20 protein-coding genes and 1 tRNA gene are annotated in these 26,050 nt (G+C 70.2%); 16 read left to right on the forward strand and 5 right to left on the reverse strand.

Annotated features, from left to right (window positions below; translation table 11 throughout):
• Positions 1-68: 68 nt before the first annotated feature.
• From ACFVZW_RS03095 to ACFVZW_RS03105, 3 genes are all read left to right on the forward strand, one after another.
• Complete coding sequence (locus ACFVZW_RS03095; protein ID WP_384515898.1) at positions 69-683, forward strand: TetR/AcrR family transcriptional regulator; 615 nt, start codon at positions 69-71, stop codon at positions 681-683.
• Between the two features lie 29 nt (positions 684-712).
• Positions 713-1,087 (forward strand): DUF488 domain-containing protein, encoded by a 375-nt coding sequence (locus ACFVZW_RS03100; RefSeq protein WP_384515901.1) that lies wholly within the window; start codon positions 713-715, stop codon positions 1,085-1,087.
• 73 nt (positions 1,088-1,160) lie between these two features.
• Positions 1,161-2,405, forward strand: a complete 1,245-nt coding sequence (locus tag ACFVZW_RS03105) for a cytochrome P450 (RefSeq protein ID WP_384515904.1) — start codon at positions 1,161-1,163, stop codon at positions 2,403-2,405.
• Positions 2,406-2,420: 15 nt separating this feature from the next.
• Here ACFVZW_RS03105 and ACFVZW_RS03110 read toward each other — a convergent pair whose 3' ends face one another.
• Positions 2,421-2,891 carry a DUF309 domain-containing protein gene (locus ACFVZW_RS03110; protein ID WP_384515907.1) on the reverse strand — a complete coding sequence of 157 codons (471 nt, stop codon included), beginning with the start codon at positions 2,889-2,891 and terminating at the stop codon, positions 2,421-2,423.
• A gap of 141 nt (positions 2,892-3,032) precedes the next feature.
• Here ACFVZW_RS03110 and ACFVZW_RS03115 point away from each other — a divergent pair.
• Positions 3,033-3,106 (forward strand) — tRNA-Pro (locus ACFVZW_RS03115).
• 313 nt (positions 3,107-3,419) lie between these two features.
• Here the strand turns inward: ACFVZW_RS03115 and ACFVZW_RS03120 are convergent.
• Complete coding sequence (locus tag ACFVZW_RS03120) at positions 3,420-5,996, reverse strand: SpoIIE family protein phosphatase (RefSeq protein WP_384515910.1); 2,577 nt, start codon at positions 5,994-5,996, stop codon at positions 3,420-3,422.
• Positions 5,997-7,152: 1,156 nt separating this feature from the next.
• On the opposite strand from ACFVZW_RS03120, the gene ACFVZW_RS03125 reads away from it, so the two are divergent.
• A complete protein-coding gene (locus ACFVZW_RS03125; protein ID WP_384515913.1) occupies positions 7,153-8,871 on the forward strand; it encodes a SpoIIE family protein phosphatase in 1,719 nt (572 codons plus the stop codon).
• Positions 8,872-8,896: 25 nt separating this feature from the next.
• Here the strand turns inward: ACFVZW_RS03125 and ACFVZW_RS03130 are convergent, their stop codons facing one another.
• A complete protein-coding gene (locus tag ACFVZW_RS03130) occupies positions 8,897-10,396 on the reverse strand; it encodes a carboxylesterase/lipase family protein (protein ID WP_384515916.1) in 1,500 nt (499 codons plus the stop codon).
• A gap of 108 nt (positions 10,397-10,504) precedes the next feature.
• Between ACFVZW_RS03130 and ACFVZW_RS03135 the strand changes: the two genes are divergently transcribed.
• The 11 genes from ACFVZW_RS03135 to ACFVZW_RS03185 all read left to right on the forward strand — a co-directional run bounded on the left by ACFVZW_RS03135 (position 10,505) and on the right by ACFVZW_RS03185 (position 23,785).
• Positions 10,505-11,353: an MBL fold metallo-hydrolase gene (locus ACFVZW_RS03135; protein WP_384515919.1), complete on the forward strand. Its 849-nt coding sequence runs from the start codon at positions 10,505-10,507 to the stop codon at positions 11,351-11,353.
• 3 nt (positions 11,354-11,356) lie between these two features.
• Positions 11,357-12,250: a LysR family transcriptional regulator gene (locus ACFVZW_RS03140; RefSeq protein WP_384515922.1), complete on the forward strand. Its 894-nt coding sequence runs from the start codon at positions 11,357-11,359 to the stop codon at positions 12,248-12,250.
• Positions 12,251-12,307: 57 nt separating this feature from the next.
• Complete coding sequence (locus tag ACFVZW_RS03145; protein ID WP_384515924.1) at positions 12,308-13,363, forward strand: tartrate dehydrogenase; 1,056 nt, start codon at positions 12,308-12,310, stop codon at positions 13,361-13,363.
• An 808-nt stretch (positions 13,364-14,171) separates the two neighbouring features.
• Positions 14,172-15,794, forward strand: coding sequence for an AMP-binding protein (locus ACFVZW_RS03150; RefSeq protein ID WP_384515927.1), 1,623 nt, complete (start codon positions 14,172-14,174; stop codon positions 15,792-15,794).
• Between the two features lie 22 nt (positions 15,795-15,816).
• Positions 15,817-16,314 carry an acyl-CoA thioesterase gene (locus ACFVZW_RS03155; RefSeq protein ID WP_384515930.1) on the forward strand — a complete coding sequence of 166 codons (498 nt, stop codon included), beginning with the start codon at positions 15,817-15,819 and terminating at the stop codon, positions 16,312-16,314.
• 103 nt (positions 16,315-16,417) lie between these two features.
• Positions 16,418-18,820, forward strand: a complete 2,403-nt coding sequence (locus tag ACFVZW_RS03160; RefSeq protein ID WP_384515933.1) for a bifunctional salicylyl-CoA 5-hydroxylase/oxidoreductase — start codon at positions 16,418-16,420, stop codon at positions 18,818-18,820.
• 12 nt (positions 18,821-18,832) lie between these two features.
• Positions 18,833-19,858: a carbon-nitrogen hydrolase family protein gene (locus tag ACFVZW_RS03165; RefSeq protein WP_384515936.1), complete on the forward strand. Its 1,026-nt coding sequence runs from the start codon at positions 18,833-18,835 to the stop codon at positions 19,856-19,858.
• A complete protein-coding gene (locus ACFVZW_RS03170) occupies positions 19,855-20,967 on the forward strand; it encodes a cupin domain-containing protein (RefSeq protein WP_384515939.1) in 1,113 nt (370 codons plus the stop codon). Before ACFVZW_RS03165 ends, ACFVZW_RS03170 begins: the two co-directional genes overlap by 4 nt.
• Before the next feature lie 186 nt (positions 20,968-21,153).
• The gene (locus tag ACFVZW_RS03175) at positions 21,154-22,059 is read left to right on the forward strand and encodes a fumarylacetoacetate hydrolase family protein (RefSeq protein WP_384515942.1); all 906 of its coding nucleotides are present in this window, start codon (positions 21,154-21,156) and stop codon (positions 22,057-22,059) included.
• 72 nt (positions 22,060-22,131) lie between these two features.
• On the forward strand, positions 22,132-22,839 hold the full coding sequence (locus ACFVZW_RS03180; RefSeq protein ID WP_384516035.1) for an Asp/Glu racemase: 708 nt from the start codon (positions 22,132-22,134) through the stop codon (positions 22,837-22,839).
• 112 nt (positions 22,840-22,951) lie between these two features.
• Positions 22,952-23,785, forward strand: coding sequence for a PaaX family transcriptional regulator C-terminal domain-containing protein (locus ACFVZW_RS03185; protein WP_384515945.1), 834 nt, complete (start codon positions 22,952-22,954; stop codon positions 23,783-23,785).
• 111 nt (positions 23,786-23,896) lie between these two features.
• Here the strand turns inward: ACFVZW_RS03185 and ACFVZW_RS03190 are convergent, their stop codons facing one another.
• On the reverse strand, positions 23,897-25,477 hold the full coding sequence (locus tag ACFVZW_RS03190; protein WP_384515948.1) for a carboxylesterase/lipase family protein: 1,581 nt from the start codon (positions 25,475-25,477) through the stop codon (positions 23,897-23,899).
• Between the two features lie 13 nt (positions 25,478-25,490).
• A complete protein-coding gene (locus tag ACFVZW_RS03195) occupies positions 25,491-25,766 on the reverse strand; it encodes a hypothetical protein (protein WP_384515951.1) in 276 nt (91 codons plus the stop codon).
• Positions 25,767-26,050: the final 284 nt, after the last annotated feature.

Here is a 26,050-nt window from a genome sequence, read left to right on the forward strand (position 1 = left end):
ATACGTTTGCGTCTCGATTGTGCACCCCCTACTCTCGTATGTGCAGAGAGCTGTCCGGGAGGAATGGGATGTCCACACAGGCCGCGACCGCCGCCGCCCGCCGCGGGAAGATCACTCCGGAGCGGGAGCGCGAGCTCTACGAGGCCGTTCTCCGCCTGCTCCGGGAGGGCGGCTACGACGCGGTGACCATGGAGGGCGTCGCCGCCCGCACCAAGTGCGGCAAGGCGACCCTCTACCGCCAGTGGGGGAGCAAGCCGCAGCTCGTCACGGCCGCTCTCGCCAAACAGCGCTGCGTCTTCTTCAGCGGCATCGACACCGGATCGCTCGCCGGCGACCTCCGGGAAGCGGCGCATCTGGCCGCGACCCGCCGCGACCACGACGCCGAGCTGATGGAGGCCGTCAGCCAGGCGTACGTCCAGTACCCCGATCTGCGCGAGGCGCTCCGCGAAACCGTCATCAGCCCGGAGGTCGCGGCGCTCGACACGATCCTGAAGCGGGCCGTGGAGCGCGGCGAGATCGACGCGGACAACCCGGCCATCGGCTTCGTCGCCCCCTGCTTCCTCGGGATGCTCCGCATCGAGCGGCTCTTCGAGGAGCGCTTCGCCGACGCCTCGACGATGCGGGTCTTCGTCGACTCCGTCCTGTTGCCGGCGCTGCGGCGGACGGGGCGCGTCGAGGTGTGACCGTCGGAGGTCTCCGGCACCCTGGACCCATGCCTGCCGCCGCCCCCGACATCCGCGTCCGCCGGATCTACGAGACCCCCTCACCCGACGACGGTGTACGGGTCCTCGTCGACCGCCTCTGGCCGCGCGGCCTCGCCAAGACCGACGCCCGCATCGACGAGTGGCCCAAGGCGCTCACCCCCTCCACCGAACTGCGGCGCTGGTACCACGGCCCGGACGGCGAGTACGGGGAGTTCTGCCGGCGGTACGAGGACGAACTGGCCGAACCCGCCGCCGCCGAGGCCCTCGACCGGCTGCGCGCCCTCGCCGCCGAGGGCACCGTCACCCTCCTCACCGCAGCCAAGGACCCGTCCGTCAGCCACACTTCCGTACTCCTGCGCGCGCTGAACGCCTCCGGGGCATAGCCAGAACCCGCGGCGCCGGTCACCATGTGCAGACCGCACCGAGTTCCGCACCTTCCCGTCCCGGAGGCGCCGCGTGGACCCCACGACGTACGCACGTCATGAGCTGCTCGACGCGCTGCAGCGCGACCCGTACCCCCTCTACGCACGTGCGCGACAGACCGCGGGTCTGACCTTCGTCCCCGAACTCGACGCCTGGCTGGTCGCCAGGGACGCCGACGTCCGTGAGGTGCTGCTGCGCCCGGAGGACTTCTCCTCCGCCCAGGCGCTGCGACCCGACGTCATCCCCCCGGCCGCCGTCTTCGGCGTCCTCGCCCGCGGCTACGGCAACCGCCCCACCGTCGTCTCCACCGACGGCGCCGCCCACCGCCGCCACCGCGCCCCGATCAACAGTGGTCTCTCCGCGGCGCGGGTGTCGGCCCTCGCGCCGTACGCCGCCGAGGTCGCCACCGCCCTCGTCGACGGCTTCGCCGCCGACGGACACACCGAGCTGATGTCCTCCTACGCCCGCAAGCTGCCCGGCGCCGTCATCGGCCGGCTCATCGGCTTCGAGCCGGAGGACGTGCCCGTTGCGGTGCACGGAGGACACCGCGCCGAGCAGCTCCTCTTCCGGCCGATGGCCGAGGACGAACAGATCGCGGCGGCCGAGGACGTGGTCGCCCTCCAGCACCTCCTCGACCGCTATGCCCGCGAGCGGCGCGCCCAGCCGCGCGACGACCTCTGCTCGGCGATGGTCGCCGCACTGGCCCCGGACACCGGCCTCGGCCCCCGCGAACTCACGGACGACCAGCGCAACGAACTCGTCGCCAACCTGCAGAACCTCCTCATCGCCGGACACCTCACCACCACGGCCCTGATCGGCACCGCGCTCTTCCACCTGCTGCGCCGGCGCGACCAGTGGGAGCTGCTCCGCGCCCGGCCCGAACTCATACCCGGGGCGGTGGAGGAAGCCGCCCGCTTCGACACCGCCGTCCAGGGGTTCCGCCGCACCACGACCCGGCCCGTCATCCTGGCCGGCACCGAACTCCCCGCGGGTGCCACCGTCTTCGTCGCCTACGGCTCCGCCAACCGCGACGGCGCGCGCCACGAGGACGCAGACGTCTTCGACATCACCCGCCCGGCGACACCCACGCGCCACGTCGGCTTCGGCCACGGGGCCCACGGCTGCCCGGGCTCCCAGCTCGCCCGCACCCAACTCCGTCTCACCCTGGAGCTGTTCGTCCGCCGCTTCCCAGGACTACGGCTGGCGAAGGACCAGGACGTGGAGATGCGGCCGACCCTGATCCACCGCTCGCCCCTGGAGCTGCACCTCACCTGGTGACGACCGGGCGCCGCGCTACTCCGCGAGAAGGCGCGGCGCCTCGGCCGCCGCATCGGTCACCTCGTCCGTCCGCTCCGCCAACTCCCGGGCCCACCGCACGAGTCCACCGATGCCGATGCCGTACGGATCGGGCTGCCCGGAGATCCGGTCGGCGCCGCGCAGCAACAGCCGCGCCCCGCCGGACCCGTTGCCCCGCGCGGAATGGGTCAGCCCCACGGCCAGCTGGGCGAGCCCCTGCCACAGGTCCCGCTCCTCGGCGGGGCCGGTCTTCCAGGCGTCCTCGAAGACCTCGTGCGCGTGGAAGGGCATCCCCGCGTCCAGCAGCCGCTGCGCCTCACGGAGCGTCTGCGCGGGCGTCCGCACCACCCCTTCGGGCTGCCGCGGCACCCCCTCGACCCCGTACGGCAACGGCCGCCCCAGCCCGTCCCGCGGCCGCGCACTGCGCGCCCGCCCCTCCTCGTCCCGGTCCCTCGGCGTCCTGTCCACCCGCCCATTCTCCCCTCCGGCGGCCCCGCCTGCGGGTATGCCACCCACCACCGGGCGCGGCCGCGTCCACCGGCCCCGCGAAGTGAGGTAGTGTTCTCTTGCACGCCGCCACCGGGGAGGAACCGGGGGCCGGACGGGCACCGGGACGTGGCGCAGCTTGGTAGCGCACTTGACTGGGGGTCAAGGGGTCGCAGGTTCAAATCCTGTCGTCCCGACTTTTCGAAGTCGCAGATCGAGGGGCCGTTTCAGAGCAATCTGAAACGGCCCCTTGATCATTCCCGGGGACCATTCGGGGACCAGTGCACTTCACCGGTCTGAGCGCGCCTTGACCCGGTCAAGGTGCGCTGCCTGAGACTTCGGGCAGCACGCCGACCCGATCGTCCTCCTGTCCGACGGGCGCGACACACCGCCGGCGGCCACCAGGACCTCCTCGCCGCCAGTCCGGTCCATCGCACGCCCTGGCCGCCGCCCGGACGCTCGCGCGGCCGCCCCCCTGAGGGCGACGGCGGTCAGCAGAACAACTGCGGTCTAGGAGAGGGCACTGCCAGCGGAGGGCAGGACCTGTTCGGCCCAGATGACCTTGCCTTCCGGTGTGTACCTGGTGCCCCAGTGCTCGCTGAGCTGGGCCACCAGGAACAGTCCGCGGCCTCCCTCGTCCGTGGTGGCGGCGTACCGCAGATGCGGGGCGGTACTGCTGCCGTCCCACACCTCGCAGGTCAGAGTGCGATCGCGCAACAGACGAACGCGAACTGGCGCGGTGGCGTACCGTATGGCGTTGGTGATGAGCTCGCTGAGGATCAGTTCTGTGGTGAAGGCGAGTTCCTGCAGGCCCCACTCCTCGAGTTGCTCGGCCGCGAGGCCGCGCATGGCGCCGACCTCGCTCGGGTCGAACGGTACGTCCCACTCTGCGACCCGGCCGGGGCCCAGAGTCCGTGTCCGGGCGATGAGCAGCGCGATGTCGTCGGCCGGCCGACCGGGGAGCAGGGCGTCGAGTACGGCGCGGCGGGTGGCTTGCGGGTCTCGGTCGGGGTGGCTCAGCGCCGTGCGCAGCCTTTCCACGCCCTCCGAAATGTCCCGGCTCCGCTCCTCGACCAGCCCGTCGGTGTACAGGACGAGCTGACTGCCTTCCGCCAGGTGCAGTTCCATGGTCTCGAACGGCATGCCTCCCAGCCCCAGCGGGGGGCCGGCCGGCAGTTCCGAGATCGTCGTCGTGCCGTCCGGGGCGACCACAAGCGGTGGCATGTGTCCTGCCCGCGCCATGGTGCAGTTCTGGGAGACCGGGTCGTAGACGGCGTACAGGCAGGTCGCGCCCAGGACACCGCCGTCCGAGGGCGCGCTGTCGCCTTCCTGGTCCATGCGCTGGACGAGGTTGTCGAGACGGGCGAGGAGTTCGTCGGGCGGCAGATCCAAGGAGGAGAAGTTGTGCACGGCCGTGCGCAGCCGCCCCATGGTGGCCGCGGCATGCAGGCCGTGCCCGACGACGTCTCCGACGACGAGCCCGACGCGGCTGCCCGGCAGCGGGATCACGTCGAACCAGTCCCCGCCTACTCCGGACTGGGCGGGCTGGTAGAAGTGCGCGACGTCCACCGCACTCTGCTCGGGCAGATCCTGCGGCAGCAGGCTGCGCTGGAGCGTCACGGCGAGATTGTGTTCGCGGGTGTAGCGGCGGGCGTTGTCCATGGTGACCGCGGCGCGGCCGACAAGCTCCTCGGCCAGGGACAGGTCGTCCTCGTCGAACGGTTCCGGCTTCTGCGACCGCCAGAAGTTGACCACCCCGAGCACGACGCCCCTGGCCTTCAGCGGAGCCGCGATGAGCGAGTGGATCCCGTAGCCGACGATCGCCGATGCCCGCGGCGCGTCCTGGGCGTGCCAGCCCGGCGCGTCATGGAGATCGGGCACGAGTTCGGTTGTGCCCGTGCCGTATCCGCGGGCCTGCGGCGTGGACGGCAGGAATTCGATCAGGCTACCGAGCGGATACAGCGGGTGATCGGAGCGGATGCCGCTGACCGCCGTGCGCCGCATGTCGGCCCCTGGGCCGGGCTCGTCGCCCTTCAGTACCGGGTCGGCCAGGTCGACCGTGACGAAGTCCGCGAACTGGGGAACGGCGACGTCGGCCAGTTCCTTCGCGGTGCGGACCACGTCGAGGGTGGTGCCGATGTCACCCCCGGCGTCGTACAGCAGCTTGAGCCGCTTGCGGGCCGTCTCCGCCCGGCTGCTCAGGAGCTGCATCTCGGTGGAGTCGCGGATGGTGACGGCCGAGCCCTGCGGGCGCGTGGGCCGCTGATTGACCACGAGCAGCCGGTCCCCGGCCTCCAGCACCTCGTCGGTGGCCACCCGGCCGGACAGCAGCAGTTCCGCCATTCGGCGATCCATGCCGACCTTGTCGACGGGGCGTCCTTCGGCGTCGTCCGGCAGGCCGAGCAGCCGTCCGGCCTCGTCGTTCGCCAGGAGTAGTCGTCCTTCGCCGTCGGTGATCAGCACCCCTTCGCGGACGGAGTGGAGCACCGCGTCGTGGTGCTCGTACATGCGGGTCATCTCCTGCGTGCCGAGCCCGTGGGTCTGGCGGCGCAGTCTTCGGCTGATCAGCGCCGTGCCGACGGTGGCCAGAGCCAGACCGATGGCGATGGCCAGGAGGATGACCGGAAGCTGACGGTCGGCGATGCCGGTCACGCTCTCCACCGTCAGACCTGCCGAGACCAGGGCGACAACCTCACCCTGGGGCGAGGTGACCGGGACGATCGCCTGGATCTCCTTGCCGAGCGGCCCCTCCACGCTCTCGGTGTGCACCTGGCCGGCGAGTGAGGGCTCGATCGTGCCGACGAACCGCTCGCCGATGCGGTCGGGCTGGGGGTGGCTGTAACGGATGCCGTTCGTGTCCATCACCACGATGAAGTCCACGCCTGCGTCCTTGCGTGTCTCCTCGGCGAGGGGCTGCAGGATCGCGGACGGGTCCGGCGACCTCAGCGCTTCCTGCAGGCCCAGGGAGTTCGCGAAGGTCTGAGCCACGGAAACCGACCGGTTGCGCGCTTCACGGTCGATGTCGTACCGCGACTGCAGCACCAGGGCCAGCAGCGCCCCGGCGGCGAGCAGCACCACGATCGCCACCTGAAGGACGAAGACCTGTCCGGCGACGCTTCCGAATCTTCTGCCTAGGTTCGACCACACCGGTACGCCGGGCACGAGAGACGAGACGGGCTCACAACCCCAGTTGTAGCACCTCCCCGCGGCCAGGGCTCCCGGCGTTCACGGTACGCATCAGGGCCACGACACAAGGTTCCCACCGCTGCGGGTCAGGGGGATGGGCGTGATCCATGACCTGGGAGACAAGGGCGTCCAGGTCGAGGTGCTCGCTCTCCCGGCCGCGGGACAATGCGTTCGGTCCAGCGCAGGAAGGCGGTGACGTCCGGCCTCCGGGCGCGGAGCAGGGCGGTGCATCCTCTTCCGCGGCCAGCGAGCGAGAGGTGGACACGGCCCGAGTCGTCGCCGCGGCCGGGGGAGACCGATAGGTCGCCCGCGTGGTTCGTTCCTCGACTCGGCCGTGAGTACGCATGCCGGTTCCGATGAGGACCTCGAAAAGCTCGGCTATCTCGGGATCGGCCCCGTGGCAGTAGGCGAGGAAGCGGGCGGCCTCCTCCCTGCTCCAGATCCGCCGTTCCGGCGACGGCGGCCGGAGCAGGCTGGTGGAGAGGCAGGCTTGTGGGGGAGTCGGTGCCGGCGGGCGGCGTCGCCGAGCGCGCTGGAGAGGGTGGCCAGGCACCGGTAGAGGGTGGCCAGGCCGTGGCCGGCGATGAGCCACTGAGCGCCGAGGGCGCGATGACCGGCCCGTGGCCCGAGGCGCCGCTTGGCGAGGGCGCGCTGCGGGTCGCCGGGTCTTCCCTCGGGGACGATACTGAAGGCCACGGTGCGTGGAGGCGACATGCGTGAACCGGAGCATCGTGGCCCGGGGCCGGCCTCGGTGCCCGTAGGTGAAACGGCAGCGGTCGTACTGGACGACGCAGGAGTCGTCGTCGCCCTGTCGGAGCGGGCTGCGGCGCTGCTGGAATGCTCGCCGGGTCAGACTTGTGCGCCCTTGCTGGGGCTGCTGTCGCGAGCCGGAACGGATGCGGGACCGGCCGGGCACCTGGTGACCATTCCGGGTGGCGGTCATGCGGGTCAAGAGATCCCTCTGCTCTGCACGGTTGTCCGGCTGACGGCACCCACCCCCGGCGATTCCGGCATTGACGCGCAGTGGCTCGTCCTCGTCACCCCGGCGGAAACCGCGGTGGAGGCAGACGAGCGAGATGCGTGGCGACGCCGGAGCGGGCTGTCCCACGCCGCCGCCGCGGGCATCGGCGCCTCCCTGGACGTGACCGAGGTGGCCGAGACCCTCGTGGATCTGCTCGTCCCTGATTTCGCCGACCTGGCGACCGTGGACATCGCCGAGCAGGTGCTGGTGGGCGACGAGCCCGCGCACCTCGACACCAGCGGCGACGTACGCCTGCGCCGGACCGCCGCCGCGCAGAGCCCGGAGATATCCGCCGAGGACCTCCTGGCGGTGGGAGAGGCGCTTCCTCCCGTACCGGACAGTTCGTTGATGCGCCCCCTCATGAAGGGGCTGCCCGTGCTGGTGCCGGACGTCGCCACCCTGCATGCGAAACTCGGCGTGGATCCGGAGACCCTGACGTTGTTCGTCCCGAGCGGGGCGCACTCCTCCGTAGCGGTGCCGCTCTACGCGCGAGGTCTGATCCTCGGCTGCGTCACGGTCTGGCGCAGTCAGTTGCCTTCCGCGTTCGGCGAGGAGGACGCCGCCCTGCTGCTGGACGTCGTCTCCCGGGCGGCACTCGGCGTGGACAACGCGCGCCGCTACACCAAGGAGCACCGTTCGGTGGTGGCCCTGCAGCGGAGCCTGCTGCCGCGCGCGGCCCTGGACTCGGCCGCCGCGGAGACGGTGGGCGTCTACCAGCCGGCGAGCGGCGGCTTGGGAGTCGGCGGGGACTGGTTCGACGTGATCCCCCTGCCGTCGTTGCGCGTCGCGTTCGTCGTCGGGGATGTCGTCGGCCATGGCCTCGATGCCACCGCGGCCATGGCGCGACTGCGGACCGCGGTGCAGGCCCTCGCCGACCTCGATCTGGATCCGGGTGAGCTCCTCACGCACGTGGACGACCTGGTGCTCGGTCTCGCCGGCGAGGAGGCGACCGGCGATTCCCGCTCCGAGGCGGCGGTGCTCGGAGCGACGTGCCTGTACGCCGTCTACGACCCGGTGACAAGGGAGTGCGCCGCCGCCGCAGCGGGACATCCGCCGCCGGCCGTGCTGTCACCCGGAGAGGAGCCGATCTTCGTCGGCACGGTGCCGGGACCACCCCTGGGCGTCGGCGGAATGCCTTTCGAGGTGACGGAGTTCGCGGCACAGCCCGGCAGCTTGCTCGCGTTCTTCACGGACGGACTCGTCGAGAGCCGCGGCGGCGACATCGACGAAGGAATGGAGAGGCTGAGGAGCGCGCTCGCCGGCGCGAACCCGGACGGGAGCCTGGGCGAGATCAGCCAGGGCATCTTCGACAGCGTGCTGCCTCGAGAACCCTCCGACGACGCGGCCCTGTTGCTCGCCCGCACCCACGCCCTCTCGTCCGATCAGGTCGCCGAGTGGGAACTCGAAGCCGACCTGTCCCTCGTGGCGCATGCCCGTGAGCTGGTGACGGGCCGGCTGTCCGACTGGCAGTTGGACGATCTGAGCTTCGTCACGGAGCTCGTCGTCAGCGAGCTCGTCACGAACGCGATCCGCTACGCAGGGGGACCTGTCGGGCTCCGGCTGATCCGCGACAGGGTACTCGTATGCGAGGTGTCCGACCCCAGCAGTACTCAGCCGCGCCTGCGTCGTGCACGGGAGACGGACGAGGGCGGGCGTGGCCTGTTCCTCGTCGCCCAGCTCACCGACCGTTGGGGGTGCCGGTTCACCAGGACCGGGAAGACGATCTGGACGGAGCAGCCGATAGACACCCCCTAGGTCCTCCCGGTGCTGTGGCCTTCCGTCAGTGCGGCGTGAGATGTGAAACGGCCGTGGTGACGGTGTCGAAGCGCATGGTGGTGCGGGACCGCCGGTCGTACCGGCCCCAGTGGGGCATGGCCGGGTGGTTGGGGTCGCCGGTGCGGATGAACGAGATCCATGCCCGGTGCACGGTCCTGGCAAGGCCGTCCCTGATCCTGGTGTCCATCCCCGCCAGGAACGGCGCATGCGACCACTTGTCGAAATTGTCGAAGACGAACGGCAGGTCCAGGCAGTGCGGGGCGCCCAGGCGGCCGTCGTACGCGGGTGTGGGGAAAGTGAACTCGTATGCCCAGACCGGGCGGCCTAGCGCCGCCCGCGCTTCCGCGAACGCGAGGGTCGGCTTCCTGAAGAGCTCGTCGGTGGTCAGGGCGATGAGGACATCGATCGGCTGGGAGCCCGGGCGGGCGGCCTCGTACGCCGCGTACGCTTCGGCCGCGCCGTCACCGAAGCTGTCCCGTGCCCGGCGGAGCACCTGCTTCCTGGTCGCCGACGCGTAGACCTCACCCAGCGCGAAGGTGAAAGCGGACTCTTCCCCGGTCCAGCCGATGAGGACGTCGATGTCCGCGCCCGGACCGTCGAGCAGGTTCTCGACCGGTTGCCGCGCCGCCGTCCCGCCGTCGAGCACCGGCAGGAACGGCGCGGTCCAGTGTCCCCATTCCGTGGTGGCCGTGAGGAGTCCGGCGGTGGCCTCGACCAGTCGCGGCCACGGAACCGTGCGCAGTTCGTCCACGTCCTTCGCGCCGACGATTTCCAGGTAGGCGGCGGTGCGGGCCAGGGACTCGGCAGGCGTGGCGAGGGGCATGGCGAGGGGGACGCTCTGGAGGATGGCTCGGCGGAACAGGCGGCCGTCACCTCCATGGCCCGCGAGTGCCGCGGTGGAAAGGGCGCCGGCGGACTGGCCGGCGACGGTGACGTTGTCGGGATCCCCGCCGAAGGCGGCGATGTTGTCCTGGACCCAGCGCAGCGCAGCCAGTTGGTCGGTCAGCCAGACGTTGTGCTGCACCGAGCCGTCGTCCGTCGCGCAGGACAGCAGGCCGAGCGGTCCGAGCCGGTAGTTGAGGTTCACCACCACCAGGTCGCCGTCGCGCGCGAAGGTCTCGCCGGAGTAGTGGGGCATCGCCCCGGACCCGGAGATGAAGGCGCCGCCATGGATCCAGACGAGGACGGGACGGCGGGCGTCGTCGGTGCCGGGAGTCCACACGTTGAGTGTCAGACAGTCCTCGTCGAACGGTGGGGATCCGTGGCCGCCGAGTATCGGATCGCCCTCGCGGACGGCCTGCGGGGAACTGGGGCCGTGCGTCGTCGCGTCGAGGACGAGGCTCCACCCCTGGTGTGGCTGCGCGGGGCGCCACCGGAGGGGCCCGACGGGCGGCGCCGCGTACGGCACGCCCTTGAACACGGCCAGGCCGTCTTCGACGACGCCGCGGATCGGGCCCGAGCGAGTGTTCACGACGGGCGCGGTGCGGTCCTGAGCGAATCCCATCCAGTGCGTCCTTCCAGACCGGGATCGAGAGTCTTGGGCAACCGCAAGTTATTGCGAATTTATGGCGGACGTCAATATTATTCGATCCATCATCACATGGAGGCTCGCATGGCGACGTGGCGCATCGGTACGACGACGATCCGCAAGGTGCTGGAGGCGGAGGTGCCCGTTCCTGTCATAGGGGCCTTGCGGACGGATGACACCGCTCTACTGAAGAGGTACCCGTGGCCCGCTCCTGACTTCAGCAGGGCGGACGGCACCTTCGTGCTCTCGGTCCACGGGCTCGTTGTGGACACCGGCACACGCAGGATCCTCGTGGACACATGCGTGGGCAACGACCGGGAATCGGTGCCCTTCCTGCGCATGCTGGACACCTCGTGGCTCGAAGACCTCACCGCCCTCGGCTACCCTCCCGAGTCGATCGACACCGTGGTCTGCACCCACCTGCACTTCGACCACATCGGTTGGAACACGCGCCTGGTGGAAGGGAAGTGGGTGCCGACCTTTCCCCGTGCACGTCACCTGGTCACACGCGTGGAATGGGACCACTGGGCGGACGAAGAGGATACGAACCTCCCCGACACGATGCAGCCGCTGATCGACCAGGGTCTCGTCGACTTCGTCGGAACCGACCACCAGGTGTGCGACGGTGTGCGCCTGGAGGCCGCTCCCGGACACACACCTGGCCAGGTCGCCGTCGTGGTCGAGTCCGGCGGGGAACGTGCCGTGATCACCGGTGACCTTGTGCACCACCCCGTGCAGTTCATCGAACCGGACGTGGCCGGTGTCTCCGACGCGGACGCGGCGCAGGCCGCTGACACCCGGCGGGCATTCGTCGACCGGTACGCCGACACGGGAACGCTCGTGATCGGCACGCACTTCCCCGCCCCCACGGCCGGCCTGCTCCGGCGCGGTGGTGACGGGAGCGTGCGGTTCGTCGCGGACGGCCTAGGCTGAACCGTGGACTTCCGGCAGCTGACGTACTTCCTCGCGATCGTGGACCACGGCGGTTTCAACCGCGCGGCCGCGGCACTCTACGTGTCGCAGCCGTCCCTCTCCCAGGCCATCCAGGCGCTGGAACGAGACGTGGACGGCCGCCTGTTCCACCGGATCGGCAGAAGGGTGGTCCTGACCGAGGCCGGTACCGCGCTGGTTCCCCGTGCGCGGGAGGCACTCCACGCCCTGGAGCTGGCGAGGGCCAGCGTCGGATCCGTCCGTGAACTGCGCGGTGGGCGGCTGGAGATCGCCGCGATGGCCTCACCCACGATCGAACCCCTCAGCACGATGGTCCGGCGCTTCACCGAGCGCCATCCCGCGGTGTCGCTCAGCCTGCGCGTAGCCCTCACCCGCGAGGACGTGGTCGAGATGGTGCGTACGGGAGGCTGCGAACTCGGACTGCTGACCACCTCGTCGCCGCTGCCGAGCGGGGACGTCGTCCCGCACCATGTCGGAGATGACCGGCTCGTCCTTGTCACCCCGGTGGACGGCCCCTTTCCGGCCGGACAGGCTGTTCAACGCGAACATCTCGAAGGGCATCGGCTGATCGTCGGGCAACGGGGGACCGGGATCCGGGCCTACGTCGACGATTTGAAAGCACAGGGCATCGACGTCCGCATCGCGGTGGAGACCGAACACCGCATGGCCTTCCTGCCCCTGGTGCTCGGAGGTGTCGGACTCGCGGTGGTGACGGCATCCTGGGCCGACCTGTCCGAGCGGGCCGGAGCCCTCGTCCTCGACCTGGAACCGGCCTCCCTCCAGCACACCATCCTCGTCAGCCGCAAGGCGCGGCTGACGCCGGCTGCCCGCGCCTTCCTGGACATCGCCGTCCCGCCGGCTCATAGGAGCAGCCTATGAGGGACATCGGGGATACGTGTTGGACCCGGACGGCGCCCGGTTGCTGGAATTCGAGCCATGACGAACCACAGCATCGCCCTCATACCCGGTGACGGCATCGGCACCGAAGTCCTCCCGGCGGCACGCGAGGTCCTCGACACGGTCGGGAAGCGCCACGGCATCACGTTCACCTACGAGCCATTCGACTGGTCCTGCGAGCGCTACCTCAGCCACGGATCGATGATGCCCGAGGACGGCCTGGAGCAGCTCCGCCGCCATGACGCGATCCTCCTCGGCGCCGTCGGCTACCCGGGCGTGCCGGACCACGTCTCCCTGTGGGGGCTGCTCATCCCGATCCGCCGGGCCTTCAGCCAGTACGTCAACCTCCGCCCCATCCGCGTCTTCGACGGTCTTCCCAGCCCCGTACGCGCGGCCATGCCCGGCGAGGTGGACTTCGTGGTCGTCCGGGAGAACACCGAAGGCGAGTACAGCGAGATCGGCGGCCGGATGAACCGCGGGTGTCCCGATGAAATGGCCGTACAGCAAGCGGTGTTCACGCGGGCGGGAGTGACCAGGGTCCTCGACTTCGCCTTCCGCCTCGCCGAACGGCGCGGCGGCCCCGTCACGTCGGCGACGAAGTCCAACGGCATCGTGCACACCATGCCGTTCTGGGACGAGCTGGTGGCCGAGCGCGCCGCCGAGTACCCCACGGTCGAGTGGAACCAGGAGCACATCGACGCACTGGCCGCCAAGTTCGTCCTCGACCCCGAACGCTTCGACGTCGTCGTCGCGTCCAACCTCTTCGGGGACATCCTCAGCGACCTGGCGGCGGCGGTGGCCGGCGGCATCGGCATCGCACCGTCCGCGAACCTCAACCCGGAGGGCGAGTACCCCTCCATGTTCGAGCCGGTCCACGGATCGGCACCCGACATCGCCGGGCAGGGCATCGCCAATCCGATCGGAGCGATCTGGTCCGCCGCCATGATGCTCGATCACCTCGGCCACCCCGGGGCCGCGGCCGACATCACCGGCGCCATCGCCGGCGTCCTTGCCACCACCTCGGTGCGCACGCGTGACCTCGGCGGCCGTGCCTCCACCGCCGAATTCACCGCCGCGGTCCTTCGGCACCTCTGACGGGGCGTCGGGGTCAGGCCCTGTAACACCGGGATGAGGGCGGAGCGCACCTGCGCTCCGCCCTCATCGGTGGTTCGTGTCAGGGGGCGCAGCCCGGTGAGCAGGGCGCTCGTCGCGGCGAAGTGGGCCGGCCCGGTGTTCCAGCCGGCGGACATGGGGCTGATCGCGACCTTGCCGGCGATCACGGCCTCCACGTCGCCGCCCTTGGCGGGGGGCCGCGGCGCGAACTTCACCGCCACCGTCCAGGTGCCGTCGCCGGAATCTCAGGACCGCACCGTGCGGCAGGTCGACGGGAATGGTCGGCGGGGGACAGTGCCGGTCGCCGTCCAGCCAGGCGCCGCCGTGTATCCAGGTGACGGCCGGGACCGGTCCGTCGCTCGCGGGCACGTGGACGTCGAGCAGTCGGGGCCGGTAGCCAGGGGTGATCGCGTAGGTGACCCCGTCGAAGTGGTCTACGCCGTTCTCGGCCACCACGGGCGCCGCCGGAGCCTGGTATCGGGGCGGAGGCCACCCCAGGTCGAGCCCGGCCGGAAGCATCTGCGGCATCGAAGCCTTCTCCCATCGACATCGATCCAGAACTTCACGCTTCGCGCTGTTTGTCCGAAATGCTTGAACTTCTCCAGGGGGGTACCTAGCATGTTACACGTGTAACCGCATTCGGGTCAGGATGTCGACGCCCTTCGGTGTCCGCGAGTGGCTGCGCAACGCGCTGTTAACAAAATCGAGTATTGCGCATCATTGACGGTCGCAAGTTTATCGAGATACTTGCATCACTCTCCCCGCTGCCCCGAGATTGAGGTGCCGCCCCATGGAGCTCTCCCCGTCTGCTCATGTCGATACGTTCTGTCGTGATCGACTCCCGCCCTTCGGCCTCTGGCCCGAACTGCACTTCGATCTACCGGAGTTGCGCTACCCGAACAGGCTCAACTGCGCCCAGCGACTGCTGGACGACGCCGTGGCACGCTGGGGGGCCGACCGGCCCTGTCTGCTGACTCCCACGGAGCGGTGGACCTACGGCGACCTGCTGGAGCGTGCCAATCAGGTGGCCCAGGTGCTGACCGAGGACTTCGGCCTCGTTCCAGGCAACCGGGTACTGTTGCGCGGTCCCAACAACCCCTGGCTCGTGGCCACATGGCTCGGGGTGCTGAAGGCCGGCGGCGTCGCCGTCACCACCATGCCGTTGCTGAGGGCCGGTGAGCTCGCGGAGCTGAACGGGATCAGCCGGCCGGTCGTCGCCGTGTGCGACCACCGCTACCTCGACGAACTCACCGCCGTCGGCGCTGCCGGCCCCGCCGTGCTGGCCTACGGCGGCGCCGGCGAGGAAGACCTGGTCGCGCGCTGCGCCGCGAAGGACGGGCGGTTCTCCAGTGTCGCCACTGCGGCGGACGATGTCGCACTGATCGCCTTCACTTCGGGAACGACCGGACGGCCGAAGGCGACCCTGCACTTCCACCGGGACGTACTGGCCAACGCCGACACCTTCTCCCGTCATGTCCTGCGGCCTCACCAGGACGACGTCTTCACTGGAACCCCGCCCCTGGCCTTCACCTTCGGGCTCGGCGGACTGGTGGTCTTCCCCCTGTCCGTGGGTGCGGCCACCCTGCTGATCGAGCAGGCCGCTCCGCGGCAGCTGGCCGACCTCGTGGAGGAACACGGAGTCACCGTGCTCTTCACGGCGCCCACCGCATACCGGGCGATCATGGCGGCGGGCGCGGTGCGTCAGCTGGCGGGCCTGCGCCGCTGCGTGTCCGCCGGAGAGGCGCTGCCGACGGCCGTGTGGGAGGCGTTCCACGCCGCCACCGGACTGAGCATCATCGACGGCATCGGCGCCACCGAGATGCTCCACGTGTTCATCTCGGCCTCCGACGACGAGATACGTCCCGGTTCGACGGGCAGGCCGGTCCCCGGATATCGCGCCCGCGTGGTCGACGAAGCGGGCGAGCCCGTTCCCGACGGGCAGCCCGGTCTCCTCGCTGTCACCGGCCCCACGGGCTGCCGGTACATGGAGGACCCGCGCCAGACCGTCTACGTCCGGAACGGTTGGAACATCACGGGCGACACCTACATCCGGGACGCCGAAGGCTACTTCTGGTACGTGGCCCGGAGCGACGACATGATCGTCTCCTCCGGGTACAACATCGCCGGCCCCGAGGTCGAGAAGGCGCTCGTCGCCCATCCCTACGTCGAGGAATGCGGCGTCGTCGGAGCCCCGGACGCCGAGCGCGGAATGCTCGTCAAGGCGTACGTGGTCCTGCGCCCCGGTGTCGTGCCCGACGCGGCGACGGTCAAGGAACTCCAGGACCACGTGAAGCAGACCGTCGCGCCCTACAAGTACCCGCGCGCCGTCGAGTTCGTCACCGACCTCCCGCGCACGAGCAACGGAAAGCTCCAGCGCGCCGAGCTGCGCAAGCGCGCGCAGCACACCCCTTAGCGGCCGAACGAAAGGCACGACCATGGACACCTCCAGCCCGCGGACCGCAGCCCCCGCACCGACGGACAGCTGCGCCGCAGGATGTCCCGAAGCCCTCGCGCAGAACCTGCCCAGCGTCGTCATCGAGCGACGCGTCGAATGGCCCGACACGGACGCGGCCGGCCACTACCACCACTCCACCGTGGTGCGCTGGGTCGAGGCGGCGGAGGCGGTCCTGCTGCGGCGACTGGGACTGGCCCATCTCTTCGGCAGCACGCCCCGCGTCCACTTCGAGGCCGACTACCGGGCCCGGCTCTGGTTCGGCGAGACCGTCCGTACCGAACTGAAGATCACCAAGGTCGGAACCAGCTCCCTGCACTACGCCTTCACCGTCCGCGGTGAGGGGGAGGGGACGGCCGCCACCGGGCGCATGGTCATCGCCCACTCGGCTTCACGGGCCACCGGGTCCGCGGCTTGGCCCGATGACGTGCGGGAGGTCCTCACGAAGGCCGGTCCGCAAGCCCCCGAGCTCTTCGCGTGATCCGGGGCGACGAGTCGAACGCACTACGCAGGATGTGTTGGATTCTTGACGATCGCCAAATCCTCGACATATTCTGTTGTCTGGAACCACTAGGAGGAACACCGTGCGTGTAGCAGTCATCGGAGGAGGGCCCGGCGGGTTGTACTTCGCGGCGCTGGCCCAGCAGCTCTCACCGGAGTGGGAGATCACGGTCTGGGAGCGCAACGCCCGCGACGACGCGTTCGGCTTCGGCGTCGTCTTCTCCGACGAGACGCTGGACGGCATCGCGCAGGCTGATCCCGCCGTGTTCGCCGCGATGTCCGCGGAGTTCGCCCGGTGGAGCGACATCGACGTCCGCTACGGCGGCGAGGTCCACATCTCCGGTGGCCACGGCTTCGCCGCCCTGGACCGCAACCGGCTGCGTGAGATCCTGCAGAAGCGCTGCGCCGAGCTCGGCGTGGAGGTGCGCTACGGCACCGAGGCGCCGCCCGTCGAGGAGCTCTCCGCCGGCTACGACCTGGTGGTCGCCGCGGACGGAATCCGCTCCACGGCCCGCGAGACGTACGCCGACAGCTTCCGCCCGGATCTGGACGAGCGTCACTGCCGATACATGTGGCTGTCCACCGACCGCGTCTTCGAGGCGTTCACCTTCATCGTCGAGAAGGGGGACTTCGGCAGCATCCAGGTCCATGCCTATCCCTACGACGACAAGCGAAGCACGTTCATCGTGGAGATCGCGGAGGACGACTGGCGGCGGGCGGGCTTCGAGGCGTTCGCCGACCGGGAGTTCGCGCGCGGCGAGAGCGACGAGGCGAGCGTACGACTGTGCGAGGAGATCCTGGCCGACCACCTCGGTGGCCACCGCTTGATACCCAACGCCTCGAAGTGGATTCGCTTCACGACCGTACGCAACGCCTCCTGGCGCCACGGCAACGTGGTCCTGCTCGGTGACGCGGCCCACACCGCCCACTTCTCCATCGGCTCCGGCACCAAGCTCGCCATGGAGGACGCCCTCGCCCTGGCCGCCTGCCTGCACGAACACCCGGACGTGGCCTCGGCGCTCGCCGCCTACGAGGCCGAGCGCCGGCCGGTGGTCGAATCCACCCAGCGAGCCGCCCAGGCCAGCCTCGAATGGTTCGAGAACGTCGGCCGTTACACGGCCCAGGAGCCCCCGCAGTTCGCCTTCAACCTCCTCACCCGCAGCCGCCGCGTCACCTACGACAACCTGCGCGTACGCGACGAGGAGTTCACCACCGCGGTCGACTCCTGGCACGCCGACGGGAGCGCCCTGACGGTCACCCGGCCCGGCACCCCCGCCACCGTGCCACCCATGTTCCGCCCCTTCCGGCTCGGCGGACTGCTCCTGCGCAACCGGGTCGTCGTACCGCCCACCGCGCTCTACACCGCATGCGACGGAGTCCCCGGCGACTTCGATCTCGTCCACCTGAGCACCCAGGCGCTGGGCGGCTCCGGCCTGGTCTTCGCCGGAATGACCGCGGTCAGCGCTGACGGCCGGGCCTCCGTGGGCTGCCCCGGCCTGTACACGGACGAGCATGAGGCCGCCTGGCGGCGCATCACCGAATTCGTGCACGGCCAGTCGGACACCTGCCTGGGCATCCAGCTCACCCATGCCGGCCGCCGAGCCGCGACGAGCGTGCCCCGCCCGGACGGCAGGTCCGTCCCGCTCGGAGCCGAAGGGTGGCCGCTCGTCGCCGCCTCCCCGCTGGCCTGGACCGACGGCGCCGTCGTCCCACGGGAAGCGACCCGGCAGGACATGGACGACATCGCACGCGACTTCGTCGCCGCGGCCGAACGCGCCCGCCGCGCCGGTTTCGACGTGCTGGAACTCCAGTACGGACACGGCCACTTGATGTCCGGGTTCCTCTCGCCGCTCACCAACGTGCGGGCGGACGAATACGGCGGGAATCTCACCGGCCGGCTGCGCTTCCCCCTGGAGGTGCTGCGCGCGGTGCGCGCCGTCTGGCCCGAGGGCAAGGCCCTCGTGGTCCGCATGTCCGCCGCGGACTGGGCCGACGGGGGCACCAGCGAGGCCGATGCCGTGGTGATCGCCCGCGCACTCGGCGAGGCGGGCGCCGACGCGATCGACGTGTCCACCGGCGAGGTCGTCGCCCACGAGCGGCCCCGGTTCGGCCGCAGCTACCAGACCCCGTACGCCGACCTGATCCGCAATGCCACGGACATCCCCACCATCGCCGTCGGCGCGATCTCCACCTACGACGACGTGAACTCGATCATCCTGGCCGGACGGGCCGACCTGTGCGCCGTCGGACGAGCCCAGCTCCACGACCCCCTGTGGACCCTGCACGCCGCGGCCGCACAGGGCTACCACGGCCCGGCGGCACCATGGCCCGCCTCCTGGCGGGCGGGCAGCGGACGCCCCCCGGGTGCGCGCACCGACCGCGTTCCGCCCCGCCTTCAGCTGCTCCGCGTCGCCTCCGCCCCGGTGCACCAGCGCTGGGTTCCGCACCTCCCCGCCGCCGCGACCGCTGCCGCATCCGCCTGCTGACCTGGAGAACCGATGGACAATCTGCCACGCTTCACCGCCGCGGCCGTGCAAGCGGCTCCCGTGTACCTGGACGCCGCGGCGACCGTCGACAAGGCGATCGCCCTCATCGCCGAGGCGGCGGCCGCCGGCGCCGAACTGGTCGTCTTCCCCGAGGTGTTCGTCCCCGGCTATCCGTACTGGAACTGGACGATGAACCCGGTCCAGGGCTCTCCCTGGTTCGAGCGCCTCTACCGCTCGGCCATCGACGTCCCCGGGCCGTACGTCGATCAACTGCGCGCCGCCGCACGCCAGTACGGGATCGTCCTCGTCATGGGCGTCAACGAACGCGGCCCGCACAGCCTCGGCGTCCTCTACAACTCCCTGCTCACCATCGGCCCGGACGGCGAACTCCTCGGAGTACACCGCAAGTTGGTGCCCACCTGGGCCGAGAAGCTCACCTGGACCGGCGCGGACGGCAGTTCCCTCAAGGTGCACCAGACGCCCGTCGGCCCGCTCGGCGCCCTCGCCTGTGGCGAGAACACCAACACCCTCGCCCGCTTCACGCTTCTCGCGCAGGGTGAACTGGTCCACGCCTCCTGCTACATCGCCCTGCCGGTGGCACCCGCCGACTACGACATGGCCGAAGCCATCGCCGTCCGTACCGCCGCCCACAGCTTCGAGGGCAAGGTCTTCTCCGTCGTCGCCTGTTCGACGATCTCCCCGGAGATCGTCGACGCCATCGCCGGCGACGACGAGGAGCTGCGCAAGCAGTTCACCCGCCCGCGCAGCGCCCTGTCCGGGGTCTTCGGCCCCGACGGCCGCCCGGTCACCGAGCCGCTCGTCGACGACGAGGGAATCGTCTACGCCGAGATCGACCTGGCCCGGTGCATCCAGCCCAAGCAGATGCACGACATCGTCGGCCACTACAACCGGTTCGACGTCTTCCAGCTCCACGTCGACAACCGCCCCCGCACCCCGGTGACCTTCGCGACGGATCCGGCGCACACCGCGGCACCCCAATCCACAGACATCACCGGCATCATGAAGGAGGACGCATGACCACCGAGTACGACGACAGCCGGCTGGGCCGAGCACGGGTATCCGACTCCCCTGAACTCGCCGCGTTCTACGGCGAACTCGCCCAGCTCGAAGCCGGCGCGCTCTGGACCGTGGCCAACGACATCGAGCCCTGGTACCCCCAGCCCAAGTCCGTGCCCGTGCTGTGGCGCTACAGCGAACTGCGGCCCCTGGTCCGCAAGGCCCTCGACCTGGTCAAGGCCGACGACGCAGGCCGCCGCGTCGTGATGCTCGTCAACCCGGGCCGCAAGGACGTCAGCGCCGCCGTCGGTCTCCTCTACACCGGGCTCCAGATCATGGGCCCCGGCGAGGCCATGACCGCCCACCGTCACCAGGCCGCCGCCCTGCGCTTCGTCCACGAGGGCACCGGCGCCTGGACCATCGTCGACGGCCAGAAGCTGAAGGTCGGACCCGGCGACTTCGCGATCACCCCGAACGGCACCTGGCACGAACACGGCAACGAGGCCGACGACGCCCCCGTCATCTGGCAGGACGGACTCGACATCCCGCTGGTCAACGCCCTGGACGCCGGGTTCTACGAGGTCCACCCCGAGCTGTACCAGACCCCCGGAAAGGTCATCAACTCCTCGGTACTGACCTACGGAGCGAACCTCCTGCCGTACGGCGTGGAGAAGTGGACCAGGCCCTACTCGCCGCTCCTCGCCTTCCCCTGGGAGCCCACCTACGAGGCACTGCTCAACCTCGCCGAGGCCACCGAGGGATCCCCGTACGACGGTGTCATCGCCGAGTACACCAACCCGGTCACCGGCGGCTCCGTCATGCCCACCATGGGCGCCCACATGCAGCTCCTGCGCCCCGGTCAGGCCACGCGGGCGCACCGCCACACCGGGTCGGTGATCTACACCGCCGCCAAGGGACGCGGTGTCTCGGTGATCGCCGGACAGCGCTTCGAGTGGCAGCAGGGCGACATGTTCTGCGTCCCCTCCTGGGCCTGGCACGAGCACGCGAACCTCGACCAGTCCGAGGACGCCTGCCTCTTCTCCTTCAACGACTTCCCCGTCATGCGCTCCCTCGGCTTCCACCGCGAAGAGGCGTTCACCGACAACGGCGGGCACCAGCCCACCGCCTGAACCGCTCCGCCGTACCGGACGCCGCCGGCCCTGACACCGGCGCCGGTACGGCGGAGCACCGAGCCGGGCGCGGATTCCTTTCCCGCACCGCCCCGGATCGGGGCGGTGGTGGAGCGAACCGAGCTCTGCCACCGCCCTACCCCTCGGCGTCAACCCCTTTCCCCCATCACACGCAAGGAGCACCCCATGCGACTGGTCACCTACACCTTCAACGACTCGCCCGAGCGCCTGGGAGCCCAGGTCGACGACCTCGTCGTGGACCTCGCCACTCTGGCCACCCTGGCCGACGTACAACTGCCCGTGGATCTGCTGTCGTTCATCCGGGCGGGCGGGACCGCCCAGGACACCGCGTGTGGCCTGCTGGCCGGCGGTCCCGCGGCCTGGCCGGCCGAGGCCGTGCACCGGCTCGACGACGTGTCGCTGTGTGCACCGCTGCGCCCCGGCAAGATCATCGGGGTCGGACTGAACTACGTCGAGCACGTCGAGGAGTCCAGCCGAAGCCTGGACACCGACAAGGACCTGCCGCCGCGCCCCGTCCTCTTCAGCAAGCCCGCCACCGCGGTCACGGGCCCCGGGCAGCCGATCCTGCACAACGGAGACCTCACCCAGCAGCTCGACTGGGAGTGCGAACTGGCCGTCGTGATCGGCCGTACCGCCTTCAAGGTGAGCGAGGAGGAGGCGTACGACCACATCTTCGGCTTCAGCATCGTCAACGACATCAGCGCCCGCGACCAGCGCCGCTCCGGCCAGTGGTTCTTCTCCAAGGGCCAGGACTCCTACGCCCCCTTCGGCCCCGCCGTCGTCACGGCCGATCAGATCCCGGACCCCATGGCCCTGGACCTCTCCCTGCGCGTCAACGGCGTCACCAAGCAGAAGTCCAACACCCGCCACATGCTCTTCCCCATCGCCCGCCTGATCGCCGACATCTCCTCCGGCGTCACCCTCGAACCCGGTGACGTCATCGCCACGGGATCGCCCGCCGGTGTCGGAGCGGGCATGGTCCCGCCGGAGTTCCTGCACCCCGGCGACACCGTCGAGGCCACGGTCGAAGGCATCGGCACCCTGACCAACCCCGTCGTCGACGCCCGCTGAGGAGCGACAGTGCCCGACCGTAACCCCCGCACCTACCGCATCGGCCAGATCGTGCCGAGCTCCAACGTCACCATGGAAACCGAGGTCCCCGCGATCCTGCGCGCCCGGGAAACCATCGCGCCGGAACGCTTCACCTTCCACTCCAGCCGGATGCGGATGACCCACGTCACCCCGGAACAGCTCAAGGCCATGGACGCCGACTCGGACCGCTGCGCCGTCGAGCTCTCCGACGCACACGTCGACGTACTGGGCTACGCCTGCCTGGTGGCCATCATGAGCATGGGGCTCGGCTACCACCGCACCTCCGAGGAACGCCTGCACGTCCGCACCGTGGAGAACGGCGCCCCCGCCCCCGTCGTCACCAGCGCCGGAGCCCTCGTGCACGGGCTGCACACCCTCAAGGCGAAGAAGATCGCCCTGATCGCCCCGTACATGCGCCCGCTGACGAAGACCGTCGTCGACTACCTCACCCACGAGGGCATCGAGGTGCTCGACTACACAGCCCTGGAGATCCCCAACAACCTCGACGTCGCCGCGCACGACCCCGCACGTCTTCCCGGACTCGCCAAGGCCCTGGACCACAGCGACGCCGACGCCGTCGTGCTCTCCGCCTGCGTCCAGATGCCCTCCCTGGGCGCCATCGAGGAAGCCGAACAGCTCCTCGGCAAGCCCGTCGTCTCGGCGGCCGTGTGCACGGCCCACCAGATGCTGCGCGCCCTGAATCTTCCGGCGGTAGCCCCTGGAGCAGGCCACCTCCTGTCCGGCGCCTACGCGGAATGAAGACGGCGCGCCGCCCCGTCGTCGCACACCCGGCCGGCGATGCACCGGACCTGGACGGTGCTCCGTCCGCCCGGCTCGGTAGGATCGCGACCGTTCACGACGGAAGGCGATCATGGCGGACAGTCCCCTCAGGCCCAGCTCGTTGATCAACACGGTCTACGGGGCGTTCCTGCGCCGTCTCGGCGGCTGGATCTCCGTCGCCGACCTGATCACCCTGATGTCGGAGCTGGACATCGACGGTCCGGCGGCGCGCTCGGCGATCTCCCGGCTCAAGAAGAAGGGCGTACTGGAACCGGAGCGCCGCGGTGCCACCGGCTACCAGTTGAGCCCCGCCGCGCACCCCGTCTTCGACGAAGGCGACCGGCGCATCTTCGGCAGCCTGGAACCGGCGAAACTGAGCGACGGCTGGGCCATGGCCGTCTTCTCCGTACCCGAGTCCGAGCGGTCCTACCGCTACCAGCTGCGCACCCGGCTGACCTGGCTCGGCTTCGGGAACATCGCCCCGGGCGTATGGCTGGCGCCCGGCCGGCTCCTCGACGGCGCCCGCGAGATGCTCATCCGGCGCGGGCTCAGCGACTACGTCCACCTGTTCGCCGCGGACTACGCCGCCTTCAGCGACCTGCCCGAGACGGTGAGCTCGTGGTGGGACTTCCCGGCGATCCAGGCGCAGTACGCCACCTTCACCGACGCGTACGGTCCCGTCGCCGCGGGACTCGCGCAGCAGGGCGACATCGACGGCGGCGAGGCATTCCGTCACTACGTCCCGATGCTCACCCAATGGCGCCGCCTGCCTTACCTCGATCCCGGCCTGCCCAGCGAGCTGCTCCCCGCCGACTGGAACGCGGTTGCCGCGCGCCGGATCTTCCAGCAGCTGCACGACGTCCTCGCCCCGCCGAGCCTGCTGCACGTCCAGCAGGTCACCGGCCTGGCAGAGGCCACCCCCTAGCAGCCGTCGGGGTCCGTGCGTCCGGGCGGGTGCGTCTCCGGCAGGCGCCGGCAGAACAGGGCCACCGTGTTCTGCCGGCGTGGTCCGCTACGGGAACCGCTCCCCGCGTCGTCAGAGACCGGACTCCTTTCGCCAGATTCGGCGGGATGCCGAGAGCGGGTCCTCGACGACCGACGGTTCGACGTTCCAGAGGCGAGTCGTCGGCTGCTGCGCCGTGAAGGGGGCCCAGCCGGGATCGCCGGACGCGGCGAAGGAGATCCAGGAGGCACGGAGCCGTTCCGACAGGTGCGTGAAGTCCTGGGACGGGGCCTTGCCGCCGAACAGGAAGCCCGACAGGGGCCCCCGTGTGTGGCCGAACGTCGCGGGGATGTCCACGGTGTGACAGGCGCCGAGGGCCCCGCCGAACGCCGGACTGCTCCACGTGAAGTCGTACAGCCACGCTCGTCCGCCCGCCGCGGCGTGCGCCTCGGCCAGCCACGTCGCGGGCATCCGGAACAAGGCGTCCGAGAACATGGTGACGTACAGCTGGGAGTCGGTGAGGTCCGGGTGGGCGGCGCGGTATTCGGCCGCGGCCTGACGGCCGAGCTTCAACCCCTCGGTGACGGCACCGAGGTCGAGGTCGCGCATCTTCGCCGAGGGCTGCGCCGGCTTTCGCGATGCCCGCTCACGGAATCCCGCGCGTGCCGCCGCGAGCATCATGGGCATGGCCTGGACCATCGCGCCCAGTCTCATCTTGACGAGGCCGCGTTGCATGGCGAACAGAGTGAACTCGTCATGCGTGTATCCGGAGATGAGGTCGACGTCCCGTGCGCAGCCCGAACGGATGGCCAGCCACGGCTTGTCGACCACGGTGATGCCGTCGATGACGGGCGAGAACGCGGTGATCGCCTCGGGAGTCGTCCAGTTCGCCGGCTCCGCTCGCATCGCGGGCAGGGCCACGTCCTGTACCGCCAGCAACGCCTCAGGTGACACGGAAGCCAGACCGTCGAGGCCCACGCCGACCGCTTCCCCCATCATCACGGCGATCCGCCGGGCTTCCTCCTCGGGCAGGAAGCGCCCGGCCATGCTCTGGACGATGGCGCGGCGGAACAGACCGCGCGCGGCGGGCGCGGACAGGAGGGCGGCGACGGACGCACCTCCGCCGGACTCGCCGAAGATCGTCACGTTGTCCGGGTCGCCGCCGAAGGCCGCTATGTTCTCGCGGACCCACGTGAGTGCCGCGGCCTGGTCGAGGAAGCCCCGGTTGGCGGGCGCCCCCGGTACGAATCCGAAACCTTCGAAGCCGACGCGGTAGTTGAACGTCACCATGACCACGCCGCCCTGGGCGAGCACCTCGCCGTCGTAGCCGGGATCCGCGGAGTGGCCGGTCTTCCACCCCCCGCCGTAGATCCACACCATGACCGGCAGCCGGTCACCCGTACCCCCTGGGGTCCATACGTTCACGCTGAGGCAGTCCAGGCCGTCTTCCGGTCGCCAGGCGGGAGGCATTCCGGGTACCAGCGGCAACTGCGGGGGTGCGGCGCTGAAGGACGTCGCCGGGCGGACACCGTCCCATGCGGGGACCGGGGCCGGCGCCTCGAACCTCAGAGGGCCGGCCGGCGGGAGGGCGTACGGAATGCCCTTGAAGACCGACAGCCCGTTCTCCGTTGTGCCTTCGATCTTGCCGGTCAGGGTCTTGACGACAACGCCCATGGGGTGGCTCCTTTCATGTCGAGAGTCTGAGGACCGCGTCGAGCAGGCACTTCCCGCCGAACATCAGGTCGGTGATCCGGGCGTGCTCGTCGGGCGCGTGGATGAGCCGCATGATGTTCGCGTCGCTCGCGGAGGGAAAGAATCCGACGACCTTCGTGTCGGGGAAGGCGCGGGCGTCCGTGGACGCCGGATTGATGTACGGCAGGACCCGCGCACCCGGTTCGTGGGCCGCGACCGTATCGCCCAGAACCCGCAGGAACTCCGGGTCTTCGTGGACGGCGTGGCTCACTCTGCCGTGCAGCAGTGAGACTTCGACACGGTCTCCAACAGCCCGTTGAACCTCCTCGACCCACCGATCGGGCAGCTCACCGGGCAGGAGGCGGCCGTCGGATCAGCGCCGAAAGGTGGCTGACGAGGTCTTGTTCCTGGTCGGCCCAGGAGAAGGGCAGCGGCATCGGCTCGGGTGAGGGGGACATCTACGCTCCGGAGTTCCTGGAACGGCGCAGGCAAGCGCGTTACACGTGTAACCATTCCTGGTTCTGTCTACCATCTGCCTGTGCTCTGCGCCAGTCC

It is taken from the genome of Streptomyces sp. NPDC059567, from assembly GCF_042735655.1.
Classification (GTDB): Bacteria; Actinomycetota; Actinomycetes; order Streptomycetales; family Streptomycetaceae; genus Streptomyces.

Coding starts and splice junctions, on each gene's coding strand:
- ACFVZW_RS03095 (WP_384515898.1), top strand. CDS start 69: ATGTCCACACAGGCCGCGACCGCCGCCGCCCGCCGCGGGAAGATCACT.
- ACFVZW_RS03100 (WP_384515901.1), top strand. CDS start 713: ATGCCTGCCGCCGCCCCCGACATCCGCGTCCGCCGGATCTACGAGACC.
- ACFVZW_RS03130 (WP_384515916.1), bottom strand. CDS start 10,396: ATGGGATTCGCTCAGGACCGCACCGCGCCCGTCGTGAACACTCGCTCG.
- ACFVZW_RS03135 (WP_384515919.1), top strand. CDS start 10,505: ATGGCGACGTGGCGCATCGGTACGACGACGATCCGCAAGGTGCTGGAG.
- ACFVZW_RS03145 (WP_384515924.1), top strand. CDS start 12,308: ATGACGAACCACAGCATCGCCCTCATACCCGGTGACGGCATCGGCACC.
- ACFVZW_RS03150 (WP_384515927.1), top strand. CDS start 14,172: ATGGAGCTCTCCCCGTCTGCTCATGTCGATACGTTCTGTCGTGATCGA.
- ACFVZW_RS03155 (WP_384515930.1), top strand. CDS start 15,817: ATGGACACCTCCAGCCCGCGGACCGCAGCCCCCGCACCGACGGACAGC.
- ACFVZW_RS03165 (WP_384515936.1), top strand. CDS start 18,833: ATGGACAATCTGCCACGCTTCACCGCCGCGGCCGTGCAAGCGGCTCCC.
- ACFVZW_RS03170 (WP_384515939.1), top strand. CDS start 19,855: ATGACCACCGAGTACGACGACAGCCGGCTGGGCCGAGCACGGGTATCC.
- ACFVZW_RS03175 (WP_384515942.1), top strand. CDS start 21,154: ATGCGACTGGTCACCTACACCTTCAACGACTCGCCCGAGCGCCTGGGA.
- ACFVZW_RS03180 (WP_384516035.1), top strand. CDS start 22,132: ATGGAAACCGAGGTCCCCGCGATCCTGCGCGCCCGGGAAACCATCGCG.
- ACFVZW_RS03185 (WP_384515945.1), top strand. CDS start 22,952: ATGGCGGACAGTCCCCTCAGGCCCAGCTCGTTGATCAACACGGTCTAC.
- ACFVZW_RS03190 (WP_384515948.1), bottom strand. CDS start 25,477: ATGGGCGTTGTCGTCAAGACCCTGACCGGCAAGATCGAAGGCACAACG.